Genomic DNA, 17,553 nt, shown 5'->3' on the forward strand with positions numbered 1-17,553 from the left:
CGCTATCGCGAGCAGGCTCACTCCTACAGTTTTAAGCGTGTTACGCCAGCGGCGGTGTGCGTGGCGGGATCTGGCGTTTGCTGCCGGTCGATTCAAACGCAGCGGCGAAACGCAGCAGGTTCGAGTCGTCGTAGGCGCGGCCGGCGAAGGTCAGGCCGACCGGCATGCCGATGTCGGCCATGACGCCCATCGGCACAGTGACGGTCGGCACGCCGAGGTGGCGGATCGCGAGGTTGCCGTTGGCCACCCAGATGCCGTTGCTCCAGGCGATGTCGGCTGACTCAGGATTGACATCGGCGTCCGCCGGGCCAACATCAGCGACCGTCGGGAACAGCACGGCGTCGAGGCCCAGCGTGTCCATCCAGTCCTCAAGATCGATACGTCGAGTCTGCTCGAGACCGCGCAGGCCGTCGGGCACTGTGGAAATTTCATTCCACGGCGTGATGCCGCGCTCGGCCATACGCACGTATTCATCCATGCCCGCCACCAGATCACCTTCACGGTTGGGCAGGGTGCCCGGTTCGTGCGGGAAGATCTTTGCCCCGTCGACGTCGACCAGACGATTCAGCTTCGGGTCACCGTTGGCTTGCAGGAAATCGTCGAACGCCCAAGCGGTCAGATCCCATAACTCATGGTGAAGGAACTCTTTCGAGACCAGACCACGGGTGAATACAGTCGGCGCACCGGGGCGATCGCCTTCGCAGTTGGAGACCAGCGGGAAATCGGTTTCGACGATTTCGGCACCGGCGGCTTCGAGGGCCTGACGCGCCTGCTTCCACAGATCGATCACCGACTCGCGAGTGTTGATGCGCTGGCCGGTCGGGCCACCGATGCCCGGTGCTTCGCTGGTGCCGGCTTCAGGGTCGGCATTGATGAACATGCGCGGCACGGCGAAACGCTTGCCGGCGAGTGCTTTGGCGTCGGCGGCCAGATCGGCGTAGGCGGCGGGGCGCACTTCGTTGACGCGAGGAATCGGCACCCACGGTTGCAGGCGCCAGAGGTCGCCACGGGTGTCCGGGTCTTCGGCGACGACGATGTCGAGGACTTCGAGCAGGTCGGCCATGGTCCGTGCGTAAGGCACGACGACGTCCATGGTCGGCGTCAACGGCCAGTTACCGCGCACCGAAATCACCCCGCGCGACGGGGTGTAGGCGCACAAACCGTTGTTCGACGCCGGGCCACGCCCGCTCGACCAGGTTTCTTCAGCCAGACCGAACGCGGCAAAGCTCGCGGCGGTGGCGGTGCCAGCACCGTTCGACGAGCCGGAGGCAAACGGCGCGGTCAGGTAGTCGGTATTGTAAGGGCTTTCAGCGCGACCGTAGACGCCGCGCTGCATGCCGCCATTGGCCATCGGCGGCATGTTGGTCTTGCCCAGGCAAATCGCCCCGGCTGCGCGCAGGCGCTCGATGGTGAAGGCATCACGATGGGCGACCAGATCGGCGAAAGCCGGGCTGCCGGACGCGGCGGTCAGGCCTTTGACCAGATAGCTGTCCTTGGCGGTATAAGGAATGCCGTCGAGCGGGCCGAGGGTTTCGCCTTTGGCACGGCGAGCATCGGAGGCTTTGGCTTCGTTGAGCGCTTCAGGGTTGCGCACGACCACCGCGTTCAGCGCCGTTGGCGTGTCGGCGCCGTCGTAGGCATCGATACGCGCCAGATAGGCCTGCACCAGCTCGACTGCGGTGGTCTGCCCGGATTCCAACGCGGCACGCAGTTGGGCAATGGAAACTTCGGTGACTTCGATCATGCGCTCACCGCTGTTTGAATTTGGGTGTTTTTCCTGGAATGGGTGTTCATATCGGTTCTCGTTGCACAGCTATAAGCGACAAGGTTAAGACTGGCGCCTATTTAACACCAAGCGGCGCGCGGAGTAATCGGCGGGATCAATCTGCCACCGATTTTCTCTCTGACTGGCCTCTTCGCGAGCAGGCTCGCTCCCACAGGGATCGCATTTCAAACAGGCTACCAGGCTGCCAAAGTGGAATGCATTCCAAATGTGGGAGCGAGCCTGCTCGCGAAGGCGTCAGCCCAAACAACCCATCATTCCATTTACAAAACCCCGTACTCCCGCGCTGTCCGATCCACCGCAATCCGCGTCTTGTCGATCAACTCATCCAGCTCCGTACGCGTAGCAACCAGCGCCGGCGCCATGATCATCCGCCCCAATGTCGAACGAATGATCAGCCCTTCCTCAAAACCAATCGTGCGGCAACGCCAGGCGATATCGTTTTCATTGGCAAAACGCTTGCGCGTCGCTTTGTCCTCAGCAAACTGCAACGCCGCCACCAGACCAACGCCCTGAATCTCACCGACCAACGGGTGATTGCCGAACACCTCGCGCAGGCAATTCTGCAGATACGGTCCGGTATCGGATTTCACCTGCGCGACCACACCTTCATCACGCAAGGCCTTGAGGTTGGCAATCGCCACGGCGGCCGCAACCGGGTGCCCGGAATAGGTCAGGCCGTGGGCAAACACGCCACCTTTCTCGACCAATGCTTCGGCCATGCGCCGCGACAGAATCAGGCCACCCATGGGGATGTAACCGGAGGTCAGGCCCTTGGCGATCGACAGCGTGTCCGGTTCAAAACCGAACGTCTGATGGGCGAACCATTCACCGGTGCGGCCAAACCCGCCAATCACTTCGTCCGCACACAGCAGCACGTCATATTGACGACAGATGCGCTGAATCTCCGGCCAGTAAGTCGCCGGCGGAATGATCATCCCGCCCGCGCCCTGAAACGGTTCGGCGACGAACGCGGCGACCTTGTCGGCGCCCAGTTCGAGAATCTTGTCTTCCAGTTGTCGCGCGGCCTGCAGGCCAAATTCTTCCGGGCTGAGGTTGCCTTCATGGGCGAACCAGTACGGCTCATCGATGTGCGCCACATCAGGAATGGTGCCGCCCATCTCGTGCATGAATTTCATCCCGCCCAGCGCCGTCGCGGCCAGGGTCGAGCCGTGGTAGCCGTTCCAGCGGCCGATCATGACTTTCTTCTCGGGCTTGCCCATCACCTGCCAGAACTTGCGCACGGTGCGGATCAGCACTTCGTTGGCTTCGGAACCGGAGTTGGTGTAGATCGCGTGGCTGTAGTGTTTGGGCAGCAGGCTGAAGAGCAGCTCGGACAGCTCGATCACCGCCGGGTGAGTGGTGTGGAAGAACATGTTGTAGTAGGGCAGTTGTTCCAGCTGCGCGGTCGCGGCAGCGGCGAGATCCTTGCGCCCGTAGCCGAGGTTGGTGCACCACAGACCCGACATGCCGTCCAGATAGCGATTGCCGTCGTTGTCCCACAACGCCAGACGATCACCGCTGACCATCACCCGCGGGCCTTCCTCGTTGAGGGCCTTCTGATCAACGAACGCGTGGATGTGGTGAGCGGCGTCAGAGGCTTGGTAATCGCTGGTACTGCGGGTCGAATCGAATTCGGCGGACATGGCGGATCTCCAGAGAAAAGGGCAAGTGAGTGCGTTCGTCGCAGCGCTGCACGGACAAAGTTTTGTCATCTAAAAATATTTTTGTAAAGAAAATATTTGTCGATGAAAAAAGATATCCGTAGGCTGAGGACCATTGGCAAGTATCATCAGAGGCAACATGAGCGGACTCAGAGAGCGGCAGAAGGAACAGCGCCGGCAGGTGATTGCCGAGGCGGCGCTCGAGTTGTTCAAGCGCAACGGCTTTGCGGCTACCACGCTGGACCAGATCGCCGTGCAGGCGGGGGTTTCCGCACCGACGGTGGTGAATTACTTCGGCGGCAAGCAGGAGATTCTGCTGGCCTTGCTCAAACAACCCGACGAGCAAGCCATGCGCGAGGCGAGGGCGAATCTGGACGAGGACAGCGATCCGCTGGAGGCGTTGTGCGAGTTCGAAGGGTTGATGACCGATTACCAGCTACAGGCGATGCCGGCGTCGCTGTGGCGGGAACTGGCGCCGTTTCTGTTAACCGGAGAATTGGCCGAGGCGATGAGTCCATGGAACGCGGCCGTGATCGAAGAAACCAAAGCGCTGCTTCTGCATTTTCAGCAAGCGGGAAAAGTGCGCGAATCGATCGATATCGACGTGGTGGCGACGCTGTTCAACCAGTACGCGAACATGGCGTTTATTCGCCTGGCCACGCAGGAAAATCCGGACCGCCCCGCGCATGCCTTGCACATGCGCGGGGTTTTGAATCTGTTGTGTCACGGGATGCTGGAGCTCTAAGGCAAAAAGACGATGTGCCGGAAGTGAACTAGGCTCAGAGCGGTTCATCGATGGCCCACCCAGGAGCGCCGACATGGAAGACAAACCGCTGATCACGTTTAACAGTTCCAGAGCGCTGCTGGACGTGCTCATACGCGCAGGTCTGATCACTATTCTGGTGCTGTTCTGCTACGACATTTTTCATCCGTTTCTCAATGTCATGCTCTGGGCGCTGATCCTGGCCGTCACGCTGTATCCGCTGAATCAGCTGCTGGGCGCGAAACTCGGTAATCGCTACGGCTGGGCGGCAATCATTCTGGTGCTGGTGGGCCTGGTGATTCTGATGCTGCCGTTGAGCCTGCTGGGTGCTTCGATCGCCGATTCGATCAAGGGCAGCATGCACACGTTCGAAGCGGGGCAATTCGAGATACCGCCGCCACCGGCCAGTGTCGAAGGCTGGCCGCTGATTGGCGCGCCGCTGTACGGCATCTGGACGCATGCGTCACAGGATCTGAGCTGGGTGTTTCAGGAACTGGCGCCGCACCTCAAGGACTGGAGCAAAGTGGTGTTGCATCAAGCCGCCGGTGTCGGAGCGGGCATTGTGGTGTTCGTGGTTGCCTTGATCGTCGCCGGGCTGATCATGCACCACGGCGAGCGCGGCCACCGCACAGCGGTAGCCATCACCACACGTATTTCCGGGCCGGTGCGCGGCCCGCAGATCGCCGAACTGTGCACGGCAACCATCCGCGCCGTGGCGCAGGGCGTGGTTGGCATCGCCTTTATTCAGATGCTGCTGGTGGGCGTCGCGTTGGTGATCATGGGCGTACCGGCGGCCGGCATTCTCGCCTTGATGGTGCTGCTGCTGGGCATTACCCAATTGCCGGTGCTGCTGATCACGCTGCCCATCGTGATTTATGTCTTCGCCGTGGACGGGGTCAGCGCTGGCACGATTATCTTTGCGGTGTGGATGGCGATTGCCGGGCTTGCCGACAACGTGCTCAAACCGATGCTGCTGGGGCGCGGCGTCGCGGTGCCGATGCCGGTCGTGCTGATCGGTGCGCTCGGGGGCATGGTCACCAGCGGCATTATCGGCTTGTTCACCGGGCCGGTGATTCTCGCCGTCGGTTATGAGTTGTTTATCGGCTGGGTGTATCAACCGGCAGATGTCACCGAGCTTCTGGAGAGCCAGCGCAAAGAAAATCTGCCGTGACACTCATCCCTCTCGCTGACGCATTGGCGTACCCCCACACTGAGGTCTAGGCTGGTCAGTCAGTCGCCTTCGGGCGCAACGCCCACGCAGGGACAGGAGCGGAACCGATGAAAGCCCCAGCCAGTATTGTCTGCCTGATGTTCACGTTGGTTCTCGCGCCGGGAGCCCGTGCTGAAGACCCGCCGGTAGCGACCGCTGCCGAGTCCACGGACGATGCGCCGTTGATCAACCCGCAAGTGGTCGACAAGCTCATCGACATGGGCAACTACCTGCGCAGCCTGCCGAAATTCCAGGTCGATGCCCAAGTCTCGCGGGACACGGTTCTGGAGTCAGGGCAGAAGATCAAGACCGAATCCGCCAACACCCTGAAAGTGGTCGGCCACGATCGTTTGTATGCGAAAAGCGAAGGCGACGTGCGCACCCGCGAGTTCTTCTACAACGGCAAGAAACTCACCCAGTATTCGCCTTATCTGAAGTACTACACCACCGTTGATGCGCCGGCCACCGTCGCGGAAACCCTGCACAAGGTCGAGAACTTCTACGGTGTGCAGGTGCCGATGGAGGACCTGTTTCTGTTCGGCAGTGATCAGGCGCAGATCGATGCCTTGAAAGCCGCCTTGTACGTTGGCCCGTCGGTCATCAAGGGCCAGCTCTGCGACCATTTGGCGTTTCGCCAGGAAGGTATCGACTGGCAATTGTGGCTCACCCGCTCCGACAAACCCTTGCCGTGCAAACTGGTGATCACCACCACCGACGATAAGAGCTTTCCCGAGTACAGCGCGGTGTATCAGTGGAACCTCAAACCGACCATCCCGGACACGCAATTCACCTTCAAACCAGGCAAGGGCGATGTGGCGATTGCGTTTAAAAAAGCCAGCGATCAGGGAGGGCAGTGACATGAACAAGTCGATGACGTGGAGTCTGTTGTTGTCGCTGGCCGCCGCCACGCTGCTGACCGCCGGTTATGTCGCCGAAGCTGATGCCCGGGGGCAACGCGCTCAGGGACATGCCCGCGCCAACGTCAACCGCGCGCCGGCGCCGAATGCGCAACGGGCGCAGCGGATCAATGCGCCGCAACGCACCAACAATGTCAGTGCCGGCAACCGGGTCAATTCGGGCAACCGGGTCAATGCCGGCAATAACGTCGGCAACCGCACGAACGTCAATAACAGCAACCGTAACGTCAACATCGATAACAGTCGCGATGTCGACATTGATGTCGACGGCCATGGCCGTTATGGCTACGACGATCACTACCATCCGGTGGCGGCCGCAGTGGCGGTAACGGCAACCGTCGCGGCCACTGCGGCGGTGGTAGGGGCGATCTTTACCCCGGCGCAAATGCCCAGCAGTTGTGTGCAGGTGATTCAGTACAACGTCGCCTATATGCAGTGCGGCTCGACCTGGTACCAGCCGCAGTATCAGGGCAGTGATGTGACGTATGTGGTGGTCAACGCGCCTTGATCAGGCTTTCGCCACCCAGGGTTGCATCCGCACGAGCATGCCACGGCCGCCACGGCGTAAGCCGGACCGGATTCAAGGCTAGCTGATAAAAATCTTGAGCCGGGTGGTGAAAGCGGTTCGAATGGCCCACTCCCGTTATCCATCAATAGAACAACGAGCCAGATACATGACGACAGCCCAGCCGCTGGTGCCCGATCAAGAGCAATGGCGACCCTGGACACCTGAGGAGTTGGCGACACATCTGAGTACTGTCAATCGCCCGTGGTGCGTGGTCGGCGGTTGGGCGCTGGACTTGTGGCATGGGCGGCAAACCCGGACTCACAGCGATCTGGAATTCACCGTGCTGCGGGCGGATTTCGCCTGTTTTCGCCAGGCGCTGAGCGATCTCGATTTCTATGCGGTGAAGGACGGTAAGTTCCAGTTTCTGTCAGCGAATTGCTTGCCCGCCGCAGACATTTTTCAGGTCTGGGGATACGACCGCGCCGCACAGGCGTGGCGCGTGGATGTGATGATCGAACCAGGCACGCCGGACACCTGGGTTTATAAACGCGATCTTTCGATTACCTGTCCACGCGCCGACATGGTGCTGTGCAGCACGGCCGGCATTCCGTATCTGCGACCTGCTGCCGTTCTCTTGTTCAAAGCCAAGCACACGCGCGCCAAAGACCGCAGCGATTTCGCCATGGCTTTACCGCTGATGTCTGCGCAGGAGCGCGTGTGGTTGCTTCGACATTTGACGCTGTTGCACCCGGAGCACGACTGGCTGGACGCTGTTCAGGCTTTATCAGCGCCGCCAGCTGCCCAAGGGTAATTCGACCTCGCGCTCGGCAGCCGCCAAGGCTATCTCCAGCCCGGACTTGTCCAGCGGCGCGCAGTAAGCCGGTTTCGCCCGCTCGAATCGCCAGCTCTCATCGAGGCCTCCGGCGTCGACCGCATCGAAGCCGAGTTCGTCCAGCAAACCCACGACCAACGCCTTGGCCTGCGCGTCATCCGCAGCAATGGGCAAGGCACGCCGCTCGCTGGAGCCGTGCGGGCGGGCATCAGTAAGCAAGTCCGCCGCGAGGATGGCATTGAACACTTTGACCACCGTGGCGCCCTGCAAATGTTCGGCGAGCAAACGGCTGGTGGTGGTCTGAAAGGTGTCGAGCGCAGCGATATGGCCGTCGCGATCCGGGTAATAGTTGTTGGCATCGAGCACGGTTTTGCCCTCGAACCAGGCTGGCGGCAGGCTCGGCAGGTGCTCGTAGGGGATGGCCACCAATACCACGTCGGCAAATTGCGTGGCCTGTTCGGCTGTGCCTATCTGGCAGCCGGTGATGCCGGCGAGCACGCTGCTCATTGTTTTCGGGCCGCGCGAGTTACTGAGCATCACTTCATGCCCGGCAGCGAGGGCGATTTGCGCGACGGCACGCCCGATGAAGCCGGCTCCAACGATTCCAATGCGCATGGTGTGTTCCTCTGTCAGGTGGGAAGCCACTATGATGATTGCTGACCAGATGCAGATAAATCGCACTCTGTTACTTACTTTCGCTAACAGGAGTTTCGAATGGATCGGCTGAGCAGCATGGCGGCTTTTGTGATGGCGGCCGAAGCCGGCTCCTATGCCAGCGCCGCGCAACGCCTCGACATGTCCGCGCAAATGGTCGCCAAACACGTGGCTGCCCTTGAGCAGCGGCTCGGCGCACGACTACTCAATCGCACCACGCGCCGGCAAAGCCTGACCGAACTGGGCCAAGCCTACTATGAGCGCTGCAAGCACATTGTCAGTGAGGCGCAGGCCGCTGATTCGCTGGCGCAGATCATGAACGATACGCCGCGCGGCAAGCTCAGGGTCAGTGCGCCAGTGACGTTTGGCTCCTACACCCTGATGCCGTTTGTGACCGCGTTCTTGCGCGAGTTTCCCGAGGTGGAAATCGACCTGCACTTGACCGATCGCGCCGTGGATCTGGTGGAGGAGGGGTTTGAGGTCGCTTTTCGGATTGGCCCGTTGGCCACGGCCAGTCTGACCGCCAGACCGTTGGCTGCGTACCGCTTGATCGTCTGTGCGGCGCCACGCTATCTGGCCGAACATGGCACGCCGCAAGTGCCCACCGATCTGCAACAGCATGAGTGCCTGGGCTATGCCTACTGGTCACGGCCCGCCGATCACGAGTGGTCGTTTTTCAACGGCGCACAGGTCGAGCGCGTGCCGGTGAGCAGTCGCTTGCACGTCAACGAGAGCAAGGCGTTGTTGTCAGCGGCGGTCGATGGTTTCGGGATTGTGCTGGGGCCTGCCGATTTTCTTGAACCGGCGTTGCGCAGGGGGGAATTGGTGAGGTTGTTGGAGGGCTTTGAGGCGCCGAGCAGAGCGATGCATTTGCTGTACACGGCGCATCGGCAGAAGACGGCGAAGGTTCGTCAGTTCATCGATGCCGCGGTCAGGCGCTTTGCCTGACCGGGCATCCTGCTCAGTTAATGCGCGGGTGCTGCTGCACCAGTTCCTTGCGCTTGGCTTCCAGCGCGGCGATTTCGGCGTCGATGTCTTCGATCTTCTGCTCGATGTTGTCGTGGTGCTCTTGCAGCAGTTCTTTCGCTTCCTCAAGGTCAGAGGCCGCCGGCGCGGCACCACGCAACGGCTTGTTGGCGGTTTCCTTCATGGTTAAGCCGGTGGCCAGACCGACCACGGCAATCACCATCAGGTAATACGCCGGCATGTACAGATTGTTGGTGCTCTCGACCAGCCAGGCGACTACGGTCGGGGTCAGGCCGGCGATCAGTACCGAGACGTTGAAGGCTGCCGCCAGCGCGCTGTAGCGAATGTGCGTGGGGAACATCGCCGGCAGGGTCGAGGCCATGACGCCGATAAAGAAGTTCAGCAACACCGCCAGCATCAACAGGCCGGCGAAGATCAAACCGATCTTGCCGCTGTTGATCAGCATGAACGCCGGAATCGCCAGAATGAACAAACCGATGCTGCCGACGACGATGAACGGCTTGCGGCCAATCTTGTCGCTGATAAAACCAATCGCCGGTTGCACGAACAGCATGCCGACCATGATCGCGATGATGATCAGCACACCACGGTTTTCGCTGTAATGCAGGTTGTGCGACAAGTAGCTCGGCATGTAGGTGAGCAGCATGTAGTAGGTGACGTTGGTCACCGCCACCACGCCGATGCAGGTCATCAGGCTGCGCCAGTGTTTGGTCGCGACCTCCTTGAACGAGACTTTCGGGCCACCAGCGAGGCCTTCGCGATCGCCTTGCTCAAGTTTTTCGACGTGCTGCTGGAATGCAGGGGTTTCTTCCAGGGCGTGACGCAAGTAGAGCCCGATCATGCCAAGCGGCAAGGCGAGGAAGAACGGCAGACGCCAGCCCCATTCTTCGAACTTTGCTTCGCCGAGCGTCGTGGAAATCAGCACCACCACACCGGCACCGAGGACGAAACCGGCAATCGAGCCGAAGTCGAGCCAACTGCCGAGGAAGCCGCGTTTGCGGTCCGGCGCATATTCAGCGACGAAGATCGACGCGCCAGTGTATTCGCCACCGACCGAGAAGCCTTGGGCCATTTTCGCCAGCAACAGCAGGATCGGCGCCCAGATGCCGATCGAGGCATAGGACGGGATCAGGCCGATGGCAAACGTGCTGAGCGACATGATCACGATGGTCGCGGCGAGCACTTTCTGGCGCCCGTACTTGTCACCCAGCGCGCCAAAGAACAAGCCGCCCAGCGGCCGGATCAGGAAGGGCACGGAAAATGTCGCCAGCGCGGCGATCATCTGCGTGCCGGGGTCCGCGCCGGGGAAGAACACTTTGCCGAGCACATAGGCGACGAAGCCGTAGACACCAAAGTCGAACCATTCCATGGCATTGCCCAGTGCGGCGGCGGTGATCGCCTTGCGCATCTTGGCGTCGTCGACAATGGTGATGTCTTTCAGGCCGATCGGCTTGACGGTTTTCTTGCGTGATTTCATCCGGGTCTTCTCTTTGCTGATCCATCGTGCCGCGTAGATGCCATCTATTTGATGGCGCGTACTCTTTGGCTCAGATACATGAGGACACGAAATAATTCACTGCCCGGCGCTTTTTTTCCTAGCGCACCTGTTTAGGCGCTGCCGAAGGCTGCGATCTTTTGATCTTGCTTGATCATTCACACGCTCTGCGTGGGAATGCAGCCGGGGACGCTCCGCGTCCCAACAAGATCGCAGCCTTCGGCAGCTCCTACAGGGGAATGCCGCTACCGGCGAAGGCTGGCGTAGGATTTGCCGAGGTCACTGGCCCAGCCATCCAGCACGACCTTGACGTCGTCGGCAGTCAGTACCTGCTTGTCGTTCTCCAGTGGCACGCCGGTGCCTTTGCGCACCACTTCGGCAATCACTTCGCCGGTCGAACCGTCCTCGAAGGACACCTCGGTGGCAACCTCACTGTCTTGATCACGGATTCCGGTCGCCGTGCTTACGCCCGCAGCGACGAGGGTGACCGGCAGCCACTCATAAAAGCGCAAACCCTGAGTGCTGGTCGCCACCTGAGTGATAGCGGGGCGCACTATCAGGGTGTTCGGCCCGGGTTGATTGACCAGATGCATCACTTTGCTCAATTCCAGACGCAGCGCCGCGTCGTAATAGTCAGTAACGCCAGACAGCGTGCTCAGCGGAATCCGTTGCGTCGGCTCGGCACTCGGGTAGAACTGACTCGGCGCCAGATAAACCTGCGTGTATCGACCCCGGGCGAGGGCCGGGCTGACCCACGCCAACACGGGCTGACCGGACGGCGACCGGCGCTCGGTCAACACGCTGTAGTCACGCAGAAAGCCGCTGTGTTCCGGCGTTTTGCTGCTGCACGCCGCCAGGCTCAGCGTGGCGACAATGGACAGCGACATTGAACGAATGCGCGACATCAAACGGCTTCCTTGTTTTGCGTCATGTTGTCCGAGCATTCGATGTGCAATCGACCGTGGGCCATGATCCAGTTCATGAGATCGGCGGTGTTGACGCTATGCACGTATTCCACCCAGTGCGCATTGGTCGGGCTGAAATGCTCGAAGTACCGGCGCAGCACTACCGTGCTCTGATCAGTGGAAACCCCCAGGCACGATTCCTGAAACACTACCGGTGTATCCGGGCCGAGCGCGGCGGTGCGCTGGCTGAGAATCAACGGCCGATTGCCATTGTGCTGAGTGATCCCCGGTTTGCTGTTCAATACCTTCATGCCAATCCCCCTGCTTGAAATAGCTGCAGAATGCCCGCGAGGTTTTGCCAGAGAATGTCCGCTTGATGTCTGGCGCGTAGAAATGTTGCTCGATTGAAATAAATGACCCGGGCGGCGAAATGGCTTTAGATTGGCTTTTTTTCGCCGCATGGATCTGTAACTGTGAGCAGACTGCTGTTCGTCGACGACGACGTGGAAATCCTCGCGCTGCTGAAGAAGTTTTTCGTGCAGCACGCCTATGAAGTCGACGTGGCGTCCCACGGCGAAGCGATGTGGGCGGCAATCGCGCTGAACCGTCCGGACACGATCATTCTTGATCTGATGATGCCCGGCGAAAGCGGCCTGAGCCTGTGTCAGAAGGTGCGCGCGCAGTTGGGCATTCCGATCATCATGCTCACGGCCATGGCCGAGTTGAGTGATCGCATTGTCGGGCTGGAACTGGGCGCGGACGATTATCTGACCAAGCCTTTTGCCCCGCAGGAATTGCTCGCCCGGGTGCGTGCCTTGCAGCGTCGCGCCGGTGAACAGCGCCAGGCAGTTGAGCCTTCACGCCCGGTGATCGGCTTCGCCGGTTGGCATCTGGACATTACCTGTCGCGAACTGCGCTCCCCGGAAAACGTGATGATTCCGCTGTCCGGCGGCGAGTTCGATTTGCTCGTGGTGTTCCTCGATCATCCGCAGCGCATCCTCACCCGCGAGCAGTTGATCGACCTGACTCACGGCCATGGCCATGACGCCTTCGACCGCAGCATCGATGTGCAAGTAAGCCGTCTGCGTCGCAAGATCGAACCCGACAGCAAACGCCCGGACCTGATTCGCACCGTGCGCAATGGCGGTTATCTGTTCACCGCCAAGGTCAGCCGTTCGTGATCCGCCGACTGTTGCGCGGCGACACCCTGAGCCGGCGCATTGCCCTGACCATCATTGCCGCGATGGTCGCTTCGCTGGCGTTGAATGCGCTGTTCGTACAAGTCGCCGGGATCTGGGCGCGGCCGCCGATCGAACGCACCGGCCTGCTGGAGCAGATCGCCGCGACCTCGCGGGTGATCGAAGCGGCCCCGGCCAGCCTGCGCCCGCAACTGGCCGCGGCGGCGAGCAGCGCCATGCTGCATGTGTCGTGGCAAGCGCAGCGCGCCGACTTCGACCTGCCCAATGACGGCCTTCGGCTGCCAGCGAGCAGGGTGCCGGTGCTGCAACAACTGCTGGGCAATGATCGAAAAATCGAGGTATTCAGCCCAGGCGACTGGCCGAACGGCAGTCCCCAGGCGCATTACGCCGCCGTTGTGCAATTGGTCGATGGCAGCTGGTTGTCATTTATCCCGCCGGAGCGCAGTTGGGGCCTGGAGTTTGGCGTGCGTATCGCGATCGTCATCGCCTTGGGACTGATTGCCACGTTGCTGGTTGCCTGGGTCGCCACCCACCAACTGGCCAACCCTTTGCAGCGCTTCGCCCGCGCCGCCAGACGCTTCGGCACCGATCTACGGGCACCGCCGATCAAGCTCGAAGGCCCCGACGAAATCCGTCAGGCAATCATCGCCTTCAACACCATGCAGGCGCAGATCCAGCACTTTATCGCCGAGCGCACGCACATGCTGGCGTCGATCTCCCACGATTTACGTGCGCCGCTGACACGCATGCGCTTGCGCAGTGAGTTCATGGAAGACCTCGATCATCAGGGCAAACTGATTCGCGACGTTGAAGAGATGCAGTCGATGATCAACGCCGCGCTGGCGTTCTTCCGCGAAGACACGCACCGCGAGCAGACCACCGCGTTCGATCTGTCGGAGCTGCTGCAGACCATCGTCGACGATTACCGCGATCAACACCTGCACATCGACTTCGAAGGCCCCGCGCATCTGGTGTACGAAGGTCGACCGCTGGGGATCAAGCGGGTGATCGTCAATTTGCTGGAGAATGCGCTGAAATATGCGCAGTGTCCGGTCATTACGTTGAGGCGCGACGACCATTCGATCCGCATCGAAGTCAGCGACGAAGGCCCCGGTATTCCCGAAGCGGCGCTGGAGCAGGTGTTCGATCCGTTTTTTCGTCTGGAAGCTTCGCGCAATCGCGACACGGGTGGCGTGGGACTAGGTCTTTCCTCAGCACGCGCGATAGTCCGTGAACAGGGTGGTGAACTGACGCTGAGCAATCGCAGGAGCGGAGGGTTGATAGCGAACGTGGAGTTGCCTGTGTGAAATTTATTCTGTAGATTTTCATGAAATTATAAGAAATAAATTTCATGAGGTCGCGAATGTTTCAGCAATCCAGCCAACACGTCGACAGCTATTACGCCCACAGTTGCGCCGAAATTCTGAGCCATCGGCCGGGGCTGGAAGGTGAGCACGACGCTGACGTGGTGATCATCGGTGCCGGTTTCAGTGGCCTGCACACGGCGCTGCGCCTGGCCCTGGCGGGCAAACGTGTGATCGTGCTGGAGGCCAGTCGCGTGGCTTGGGCGGCTTCCGGGCGTAATGGCGGGCAGGCGATTCTCGGCTGGTCGTGCGATATGCCGCCGCTGGAAGCTGCGCTTGGCCATGAACTGGCCAGACGGCTTTGGGACGGCATGCGCTGGGCGGCCGACGAATTGCGCGAGTTGCCCGGACGGCATGGTTTCGATTGCGACTATCGGCCCGGGCATTTATGGACGTCGGTGATGCCGCGCCGGGTCAGCCTGCTCAGCGAATGGCAACACGAAGCCAGCCACAAGTGGGGCCACGATGGGTTGCAGTTCATCCCTCGTGAACAACTGTCGGAATGGGTGGCCACCGATCGCTATCAGGCTGGGCTTTACGACCCTGAGGGCGCGCACCTCAATCCCTTGAAACTGGCGCTGGGCCTGGCAGCCGCCATCGAGCGCGCCGGCGGGCGCATTCATGAACAAAGCAAGGCGTTGAGTTATCAGGAGCAGGGCGGTGGTTTGCGGGTCAACACCGAGCGCGGTTCGGTGCGCGCCGATGTGCTGGTGCTGGCGTGCAACGCCTATCTCGATGATCTCGATCCGCAACTGTCCAGCTGCATTCTGCCGGTGGGCACTTATCAAGTCGCCACCGCGCCACTGACACCCGAGCAAGCCAACGCACTATTGCCGCGCAACGTCTGCGTCACCGATAACCAGTTCGTCCTCGATTACTTCCGCTGCACGCCGGATAACCGTTTGTTGTTCGGCGGTGGCTGCACTTATCTCGGCGGCATGCCCAAGGACATTGCGGCGGCGACGCGGCCGTTTCTTGAGCGGGTATTTCCGCAGCTCAAGGGCGTGGACATCGAGTTCGCCTGGGGCGGGCACATCGACCTGACGATCAAACGCACGCCGGATGTTGGCGGCGAGGGTAATCGTTATTGGCTGCAAGGCTATTCGGGCCACGGCGTGTTGCCGACCCTGGCCGCTGCGCGCGCGGTGTCTGACGCGATTCTCGGCGAGGCGGATGAACTGGCGTTGTATCAGAGCTTGAGCAATGGCCGTTTCCCCGGCGGCAAGCACTTCGCGGCACCGCTGGAAGCTATCGGCAAAGCCTGGTATCGACTGCGCGACAGCATTTGATGAGACTTTTTTCGGAATCGCGACCATGAACAAGCAAGAAGAAATCGCCGCGCTGGCGATCCTCATCCACGACCTGCGCAAGCATAAGAAATGGACGTTGAAAGAACTGGCCGACAAGATCGGTCGTTCGGTGGGGTTTCTCTCGCAAGTCGAACGCGGCATGTCGCGGCCGACGGTGGCGGACCTGACCGCGATCAGCGAAACCTTCGGCGTGCCGACCACCTATTTTTACAGTCTGCCCAAGCCCAAGGAGCTGCCGTGGGTGACGCGCCCGGACGAGCGCCGCACGTTGTATTACGCCAACGGCATCACTGACATTCTGGTGTCGCCGCAAATGCGTGCGTCGTTCTCGATGCTCGAAAGCCATCTGAACGCCGGCGCGAGCAGCGGCGACCGGCATCTGACCGACAGCTCGGAGCAGGGCGGTTACGTCCTCGAAGGCGAACTGACGTTGTGGCTGGGCGACGATGAAGAACCCGTCACGCTGAAGGCCGGCGACAGCTTCCAGTTCGACAGCCATACCCGCTGCCGCTACGGCAACCTCACCGAGCAGCTCACCCGCGTGCTCTGGGTCTACACCTGATAACCACAAAGGATGAACACGATGGACGCTGTCTGCGCTGACCTGCTCGCCGAAGTACGAGCGTTTCGCCAACGCTACCCCGAGGTGCGTTATGTCGACCTGATTTCCCTGGACATACCGGGGCACTTTTATGGCAAACGCTATCCGGTCGACATGCTCGAAAAAGTCGCGGCGGGCAGTGTGCTGAAACTGCCGCAGAACTGCGTATTGCTTGGCGTGCAGGGTGGTTTGTTCCCGATCGGCGATTACTGCTTCAACGACGGCGACCCGGATGCCGTGCGCCGACTCGTGCCGGGCACACTGAAGCCGGTGACGTGGGAAGCGAGCCCGCTGGGGCAGATGCTGATCACGTCGGACGGCACCGAAAAACCGATCGAATTCGAACCCCGTGAAGTCCTCGCGCAAGTGCTCAAGCGCCTGGCGCGCAAAGGCATTTATCCGGTGGTGGCGTTCGAGCTGGAGTTCTACCTGTTCGACAAAAAGCTGCGCGATGGCTTGCCGCAATTCCCCCGCGACGACCTGACTGACGACGTCGATGATCAACCGAACCTGCACATCGAACGCCTCTCACGCTTTGCACCGGTGCTGGATGACATGGTCGAAGCGACGCGGGCGCAGGGTATCGACGCCACCGTAATTACGGCTGAACTCGGCCCCGGTCAGTTTGAAATCAATTTCGGCCATCTCGACGATGGCCTGCGTGCGGCGGATTGGGCGGCGTTGTTCTGCCGCAGCACGCGCGGGGTGGCACTCAAGCATGGCTATCGCGCCAGTTTCATGGCCAAGCCGTACTTGCAGCATCCGGGCAGTGGCATGCATGTGCATGTCAGCCTCTACGATTCGGCGGGCAATAATCTGCTGGCCGCGAATCAGCAGCAGCCGCTACGCCATGCGGTCGCTGGGTGCCTGGAATTGCTGCCGCACAGCATGCCGATCTTTGCGCCGAACCAGAACTCGATGCGCCGCTTGGGCGGTACAGTGAACACCGCGACCAACGCCAGTTGGGGCTTTGAGGATCGTGATGCGTGTTTGCGGATTCCGGAGTCGGACGCGCAGAATCTGCGGGTTGAATATCGCTTGGCGGGCGCGGACGCCAATCCGTATCTGGTGCTGGCGGCGATTCTGGTGGGGCTGGAGCATGGACTTGAGTCTGGCAAGGAACCGATTGCACCGCTGAATGAAGATCGCAACAGCGGGATCGATTTTCCCAAGGAGATGTTCGAGGCCGTGCGTGCGATGCAGCATCAGCCGCAGTTGCGTGAGGGGCTGGGCGCGGAGTTTGTCGATGTGTATTGCGAGAATAAACGCCAGGATCATTTGGCGTTTATGCAGGAGATTGGGGCGAGGGAGTATCGGTGGTATTTGTGAGGTGCGGGATGGATGAACGCGATTGTTGGCGC

At 60.7% G+C, this 17,553-nt stretch carries 17 protein-coding genes; 11 read left to right on the forward strand and 6 right to left on the reverse strand.

Annotated features, from left to right (window positions below; translation table 11 throughout):
• Positions 1-40 precede the first annotated feature (40 nt).
• A complete protein-coding gene (locus tag F8N44_RS03135) occupies positions 41-1,744 on the reverse strand; it encodes an amidase (protein ID WP_150649269.1) in 1,704 nt (567 codons plus the stop codon).
• 302 nt (positions 1,745-2,046) lie between these two features.
• A complete protein-coding gene (locus tag F8N44_RS03140) occupies positions 2,047-3,429 on the reverse strand; it encodes an aspartate aminotransferase family protein (RefSeq protein ID WP_150649270.1) in 1,383 nt (460 codons plus the stop codon).
• Positions 3,430-3,586: 157 nt separating this feature from the next.
• Between F8N44_RS03140 and F8N44_RS03145 the strand changes: the two genes are divergently transcribed.
• The 5 genes from F8N44_RS03145 to F8N44_RS03165 all read left to right on the forward strand — a co-directional run bounded on the left by F8N44_RS03145 (position 3,587) and on the right by F8N44_RS03165 (position 7,656).
• Entirely contained in the window at positions 3,587-4,192 is a 606-nt protein-coding gene (locus F8N44_RS03145) for a TetR/AcrR family transcriptional regulator (protein WP_150649271.1), read from the forward strand.
• Between the two features lie 73 nt (positions 4,193-4,265).
• Entirely contained in the window at positions 4,266-5,381 is a 1,116-nt protein-coding gene (locus F8N44_RS03150) for an AI-2E family transporter (RefSeq protein WP_150649272.1), read from the forward strand.
• A gap of 107 nt (positions 5,382-5,488) precedes the next feature.
• A complete protein-coding gene (locus F8N44_RS03155; protein ID WP_150649273.1) occupies positions 5,489-6,277 on the forward strand; it encodes a DUF2092 domain-containing protein in 789 nt (262 codons plus the stop codon).
• 1 nt (position 6,278) lies between these two features.
• The gene (locus F8N44_RS03160) at positions 6,279-6,845 is read left to right on the forward strand and encodes a hypothetical protein (RefSeq protein ID WP_150649274.1); all 567 of its coding nucleotides are present in this window, start codon (positions 6,279-6,281) and stop codon (positions 6,843-6,845) included.
• A gap of 166 nt (positions 6,846-7,011) precedes the next feature.
• Positions 7,012-7,656 carry a nucleotidyltransferase domain-containing protein gene (locus F8N44_RS03165; RefSeq protein WP_150649275.1) on the forward strand — a complete coding sequence of 215 codons (645 nt, stop codon included), beginning with the start codon at positions 7,012-7,014 and terminating at the stop codon, positions 7,654-7,656.
• On the opposite strand, the gene F8N44_RS03170 is transcribed toward F8N44_RS03165, so the two are convergent.
• Positions 7,630-8,292, reverse strand: a complete 663-nt coding sequence (locus F8N44_RS03170) for an NADPH-dependent F420 reductase (RefSeq protein ID WP_150649276.1) — start codon at positions 8,290-8,292, stop codon at positions 7,630-7,632. The genes F8N44_RS03165 and F8N44_RS03170 overlap by 27 nt on opposite strands.
• A 99-nt stretch (positions 8,293-8,391) precedes the next feature.
• Here F8N44_RS03170 and F8N44_RS03175 point away from each other — a divergent pair, with 99 nt between their 5' ends.
• Positions 8,392-9,279 (forward strand): LysR family transcriptional regulator, encoded by an 888-nt coding sequence (locus F8N44_RS03175; RefSeq protein ID WP_150649277.1) that lies wholly within the window; start codon positions 8,392-8,394, stop codon positions 9,277-9,279.
• Between the two features lie 13 nt (positions 9,280-9,292).
• Here the strand turns inward: F8N44_RS03175 and proP are convergent, their stop codons facing one another.
• The 3 genes from proP to F8N44_RS03190 all read right to left on the reverse strand — a co-directional run bounded on the left by proP (position 9,293) and on the right by F8N44_RS03190 (position 12,029).
• Positions 9,293-10,795, reverse strand: a complete 1,503-nt coding sequence (gene proP / locus F8N44_RS03180) for a glycine betaine/L-proline transporter ProP (RefSeq protein WP_150649278.1) — start codon at positions 10,793-10,795, stop codon at positions 9,293-9,295.
• Positions 10,796-11,058: 263 nt separating this feature from the next.
• Positions 11,059-11,718: a DUF3313 domain-containing protein gene (locus F8N44_RS03185; RefSeq protein ID WP_150649279.1), complete on the reverse strand. Its 660-nt coding sequence runs from the start codon at positions 11,716-11,718 to the stop codon at positions 11,059-11,061.
• A complete protein-coding gene (locus tag F8N44_RS03190; protein ID WP_150649280.1) occupies positions 11,718-12,029 on the reverse strand; it encodes a hypothetical protein in 312 nt (103 codons plus the stop codon). Before F8N44_RS03190 ends, F8N44_RS03185 begins: the two co-directional genes overlap by 1 nt.
• 162 nt (positions 12,030-12,191) lie before the next feature.
• Between F8N44_RS03190 and F8N44_RS03195 the strand changes: the two genes are divergently transcribed.
• From F8N44_RS03195 to F8N44_RS03215, 5 genes are read left to right on the forward strand one after another with little or no spacing between them, the layout of a single operon-like run.
• On the forward strand, positions 12,192-12,899 hold the full coding sequence (locus F8N44_RS03195) for a response regulator (RefSeq protein WP_150649281.1): 708 nt from the start codon (positions 12,192-12,194) through the stop codon (positions 12,897-12,899).
• Positions 12,896-14,224 carry an ATP-binding protein gene (locus F8N44_RS03200; protein ID WP_150649282.1) on the forward strand — a complete coding sequence of 443 codons (1,329 nt, stop codon included), beginning with the start codon at positions 12,896-12,898 and terminating at the stop codon, positions 14,222-14,224. The genes F8N44_RS03195 and F8N44_RS03200 overlap by 4 nt, the downstream gene beginning before the upstream one ends.
• 56 nt (positions 14,225-14,280) lie before the next feature.
• Complete coding sequence (locus tag F8N44_RS03205) at positions 14,281-15,570, forward strand: NAD(P)/FAD-dependent oxidoreductase (RefSeq protein ID WP_150649283.1); 1,290 nt, start codon at positions 14,281-14,283, stop codon at positions 15,568-15,570.
• 25 nt (positions 15,571-15,595) lie between these two features.
• On the forward strand, positions 15,596-16,153 hold the full coding sequence (locus tag F8N44_RS03210; protein ID WP_150649284.1) for a helix-turn-helix domain-containing protein: 558 nt from the start codon (positions 15,596-15,598) through the stop codon (positions 16,151-16,153).
• 21 nt (positions 16,154-16,174) lie between these two features.
• On the forward strand, positions 16,175-17,521 hold the full coding sequence (locus tag F8N44_RS03215) for a glutamine synthetase family protein (RefSeq protein WP_150649285.1): 1,347 nt from the start codon (positions 16,175-16,177) through the stop codon (positions 17,519-17,521).
• The last annotated feature ends 32 nt before the right edge of the window (positions 17,522-17,553 follow it).

The organism is Pseudomonas fluorescens (genome assembly GCF_902497745.1).
GTDB classification, from domain to species: domain Bacteria; phylum Pseudomonadota; class Gammaproteobacteria; order Pseudomonadales; family Pseudomonadaceae; genus Aquipseudomonas; species Aquipseudomonas fluorescens_BM.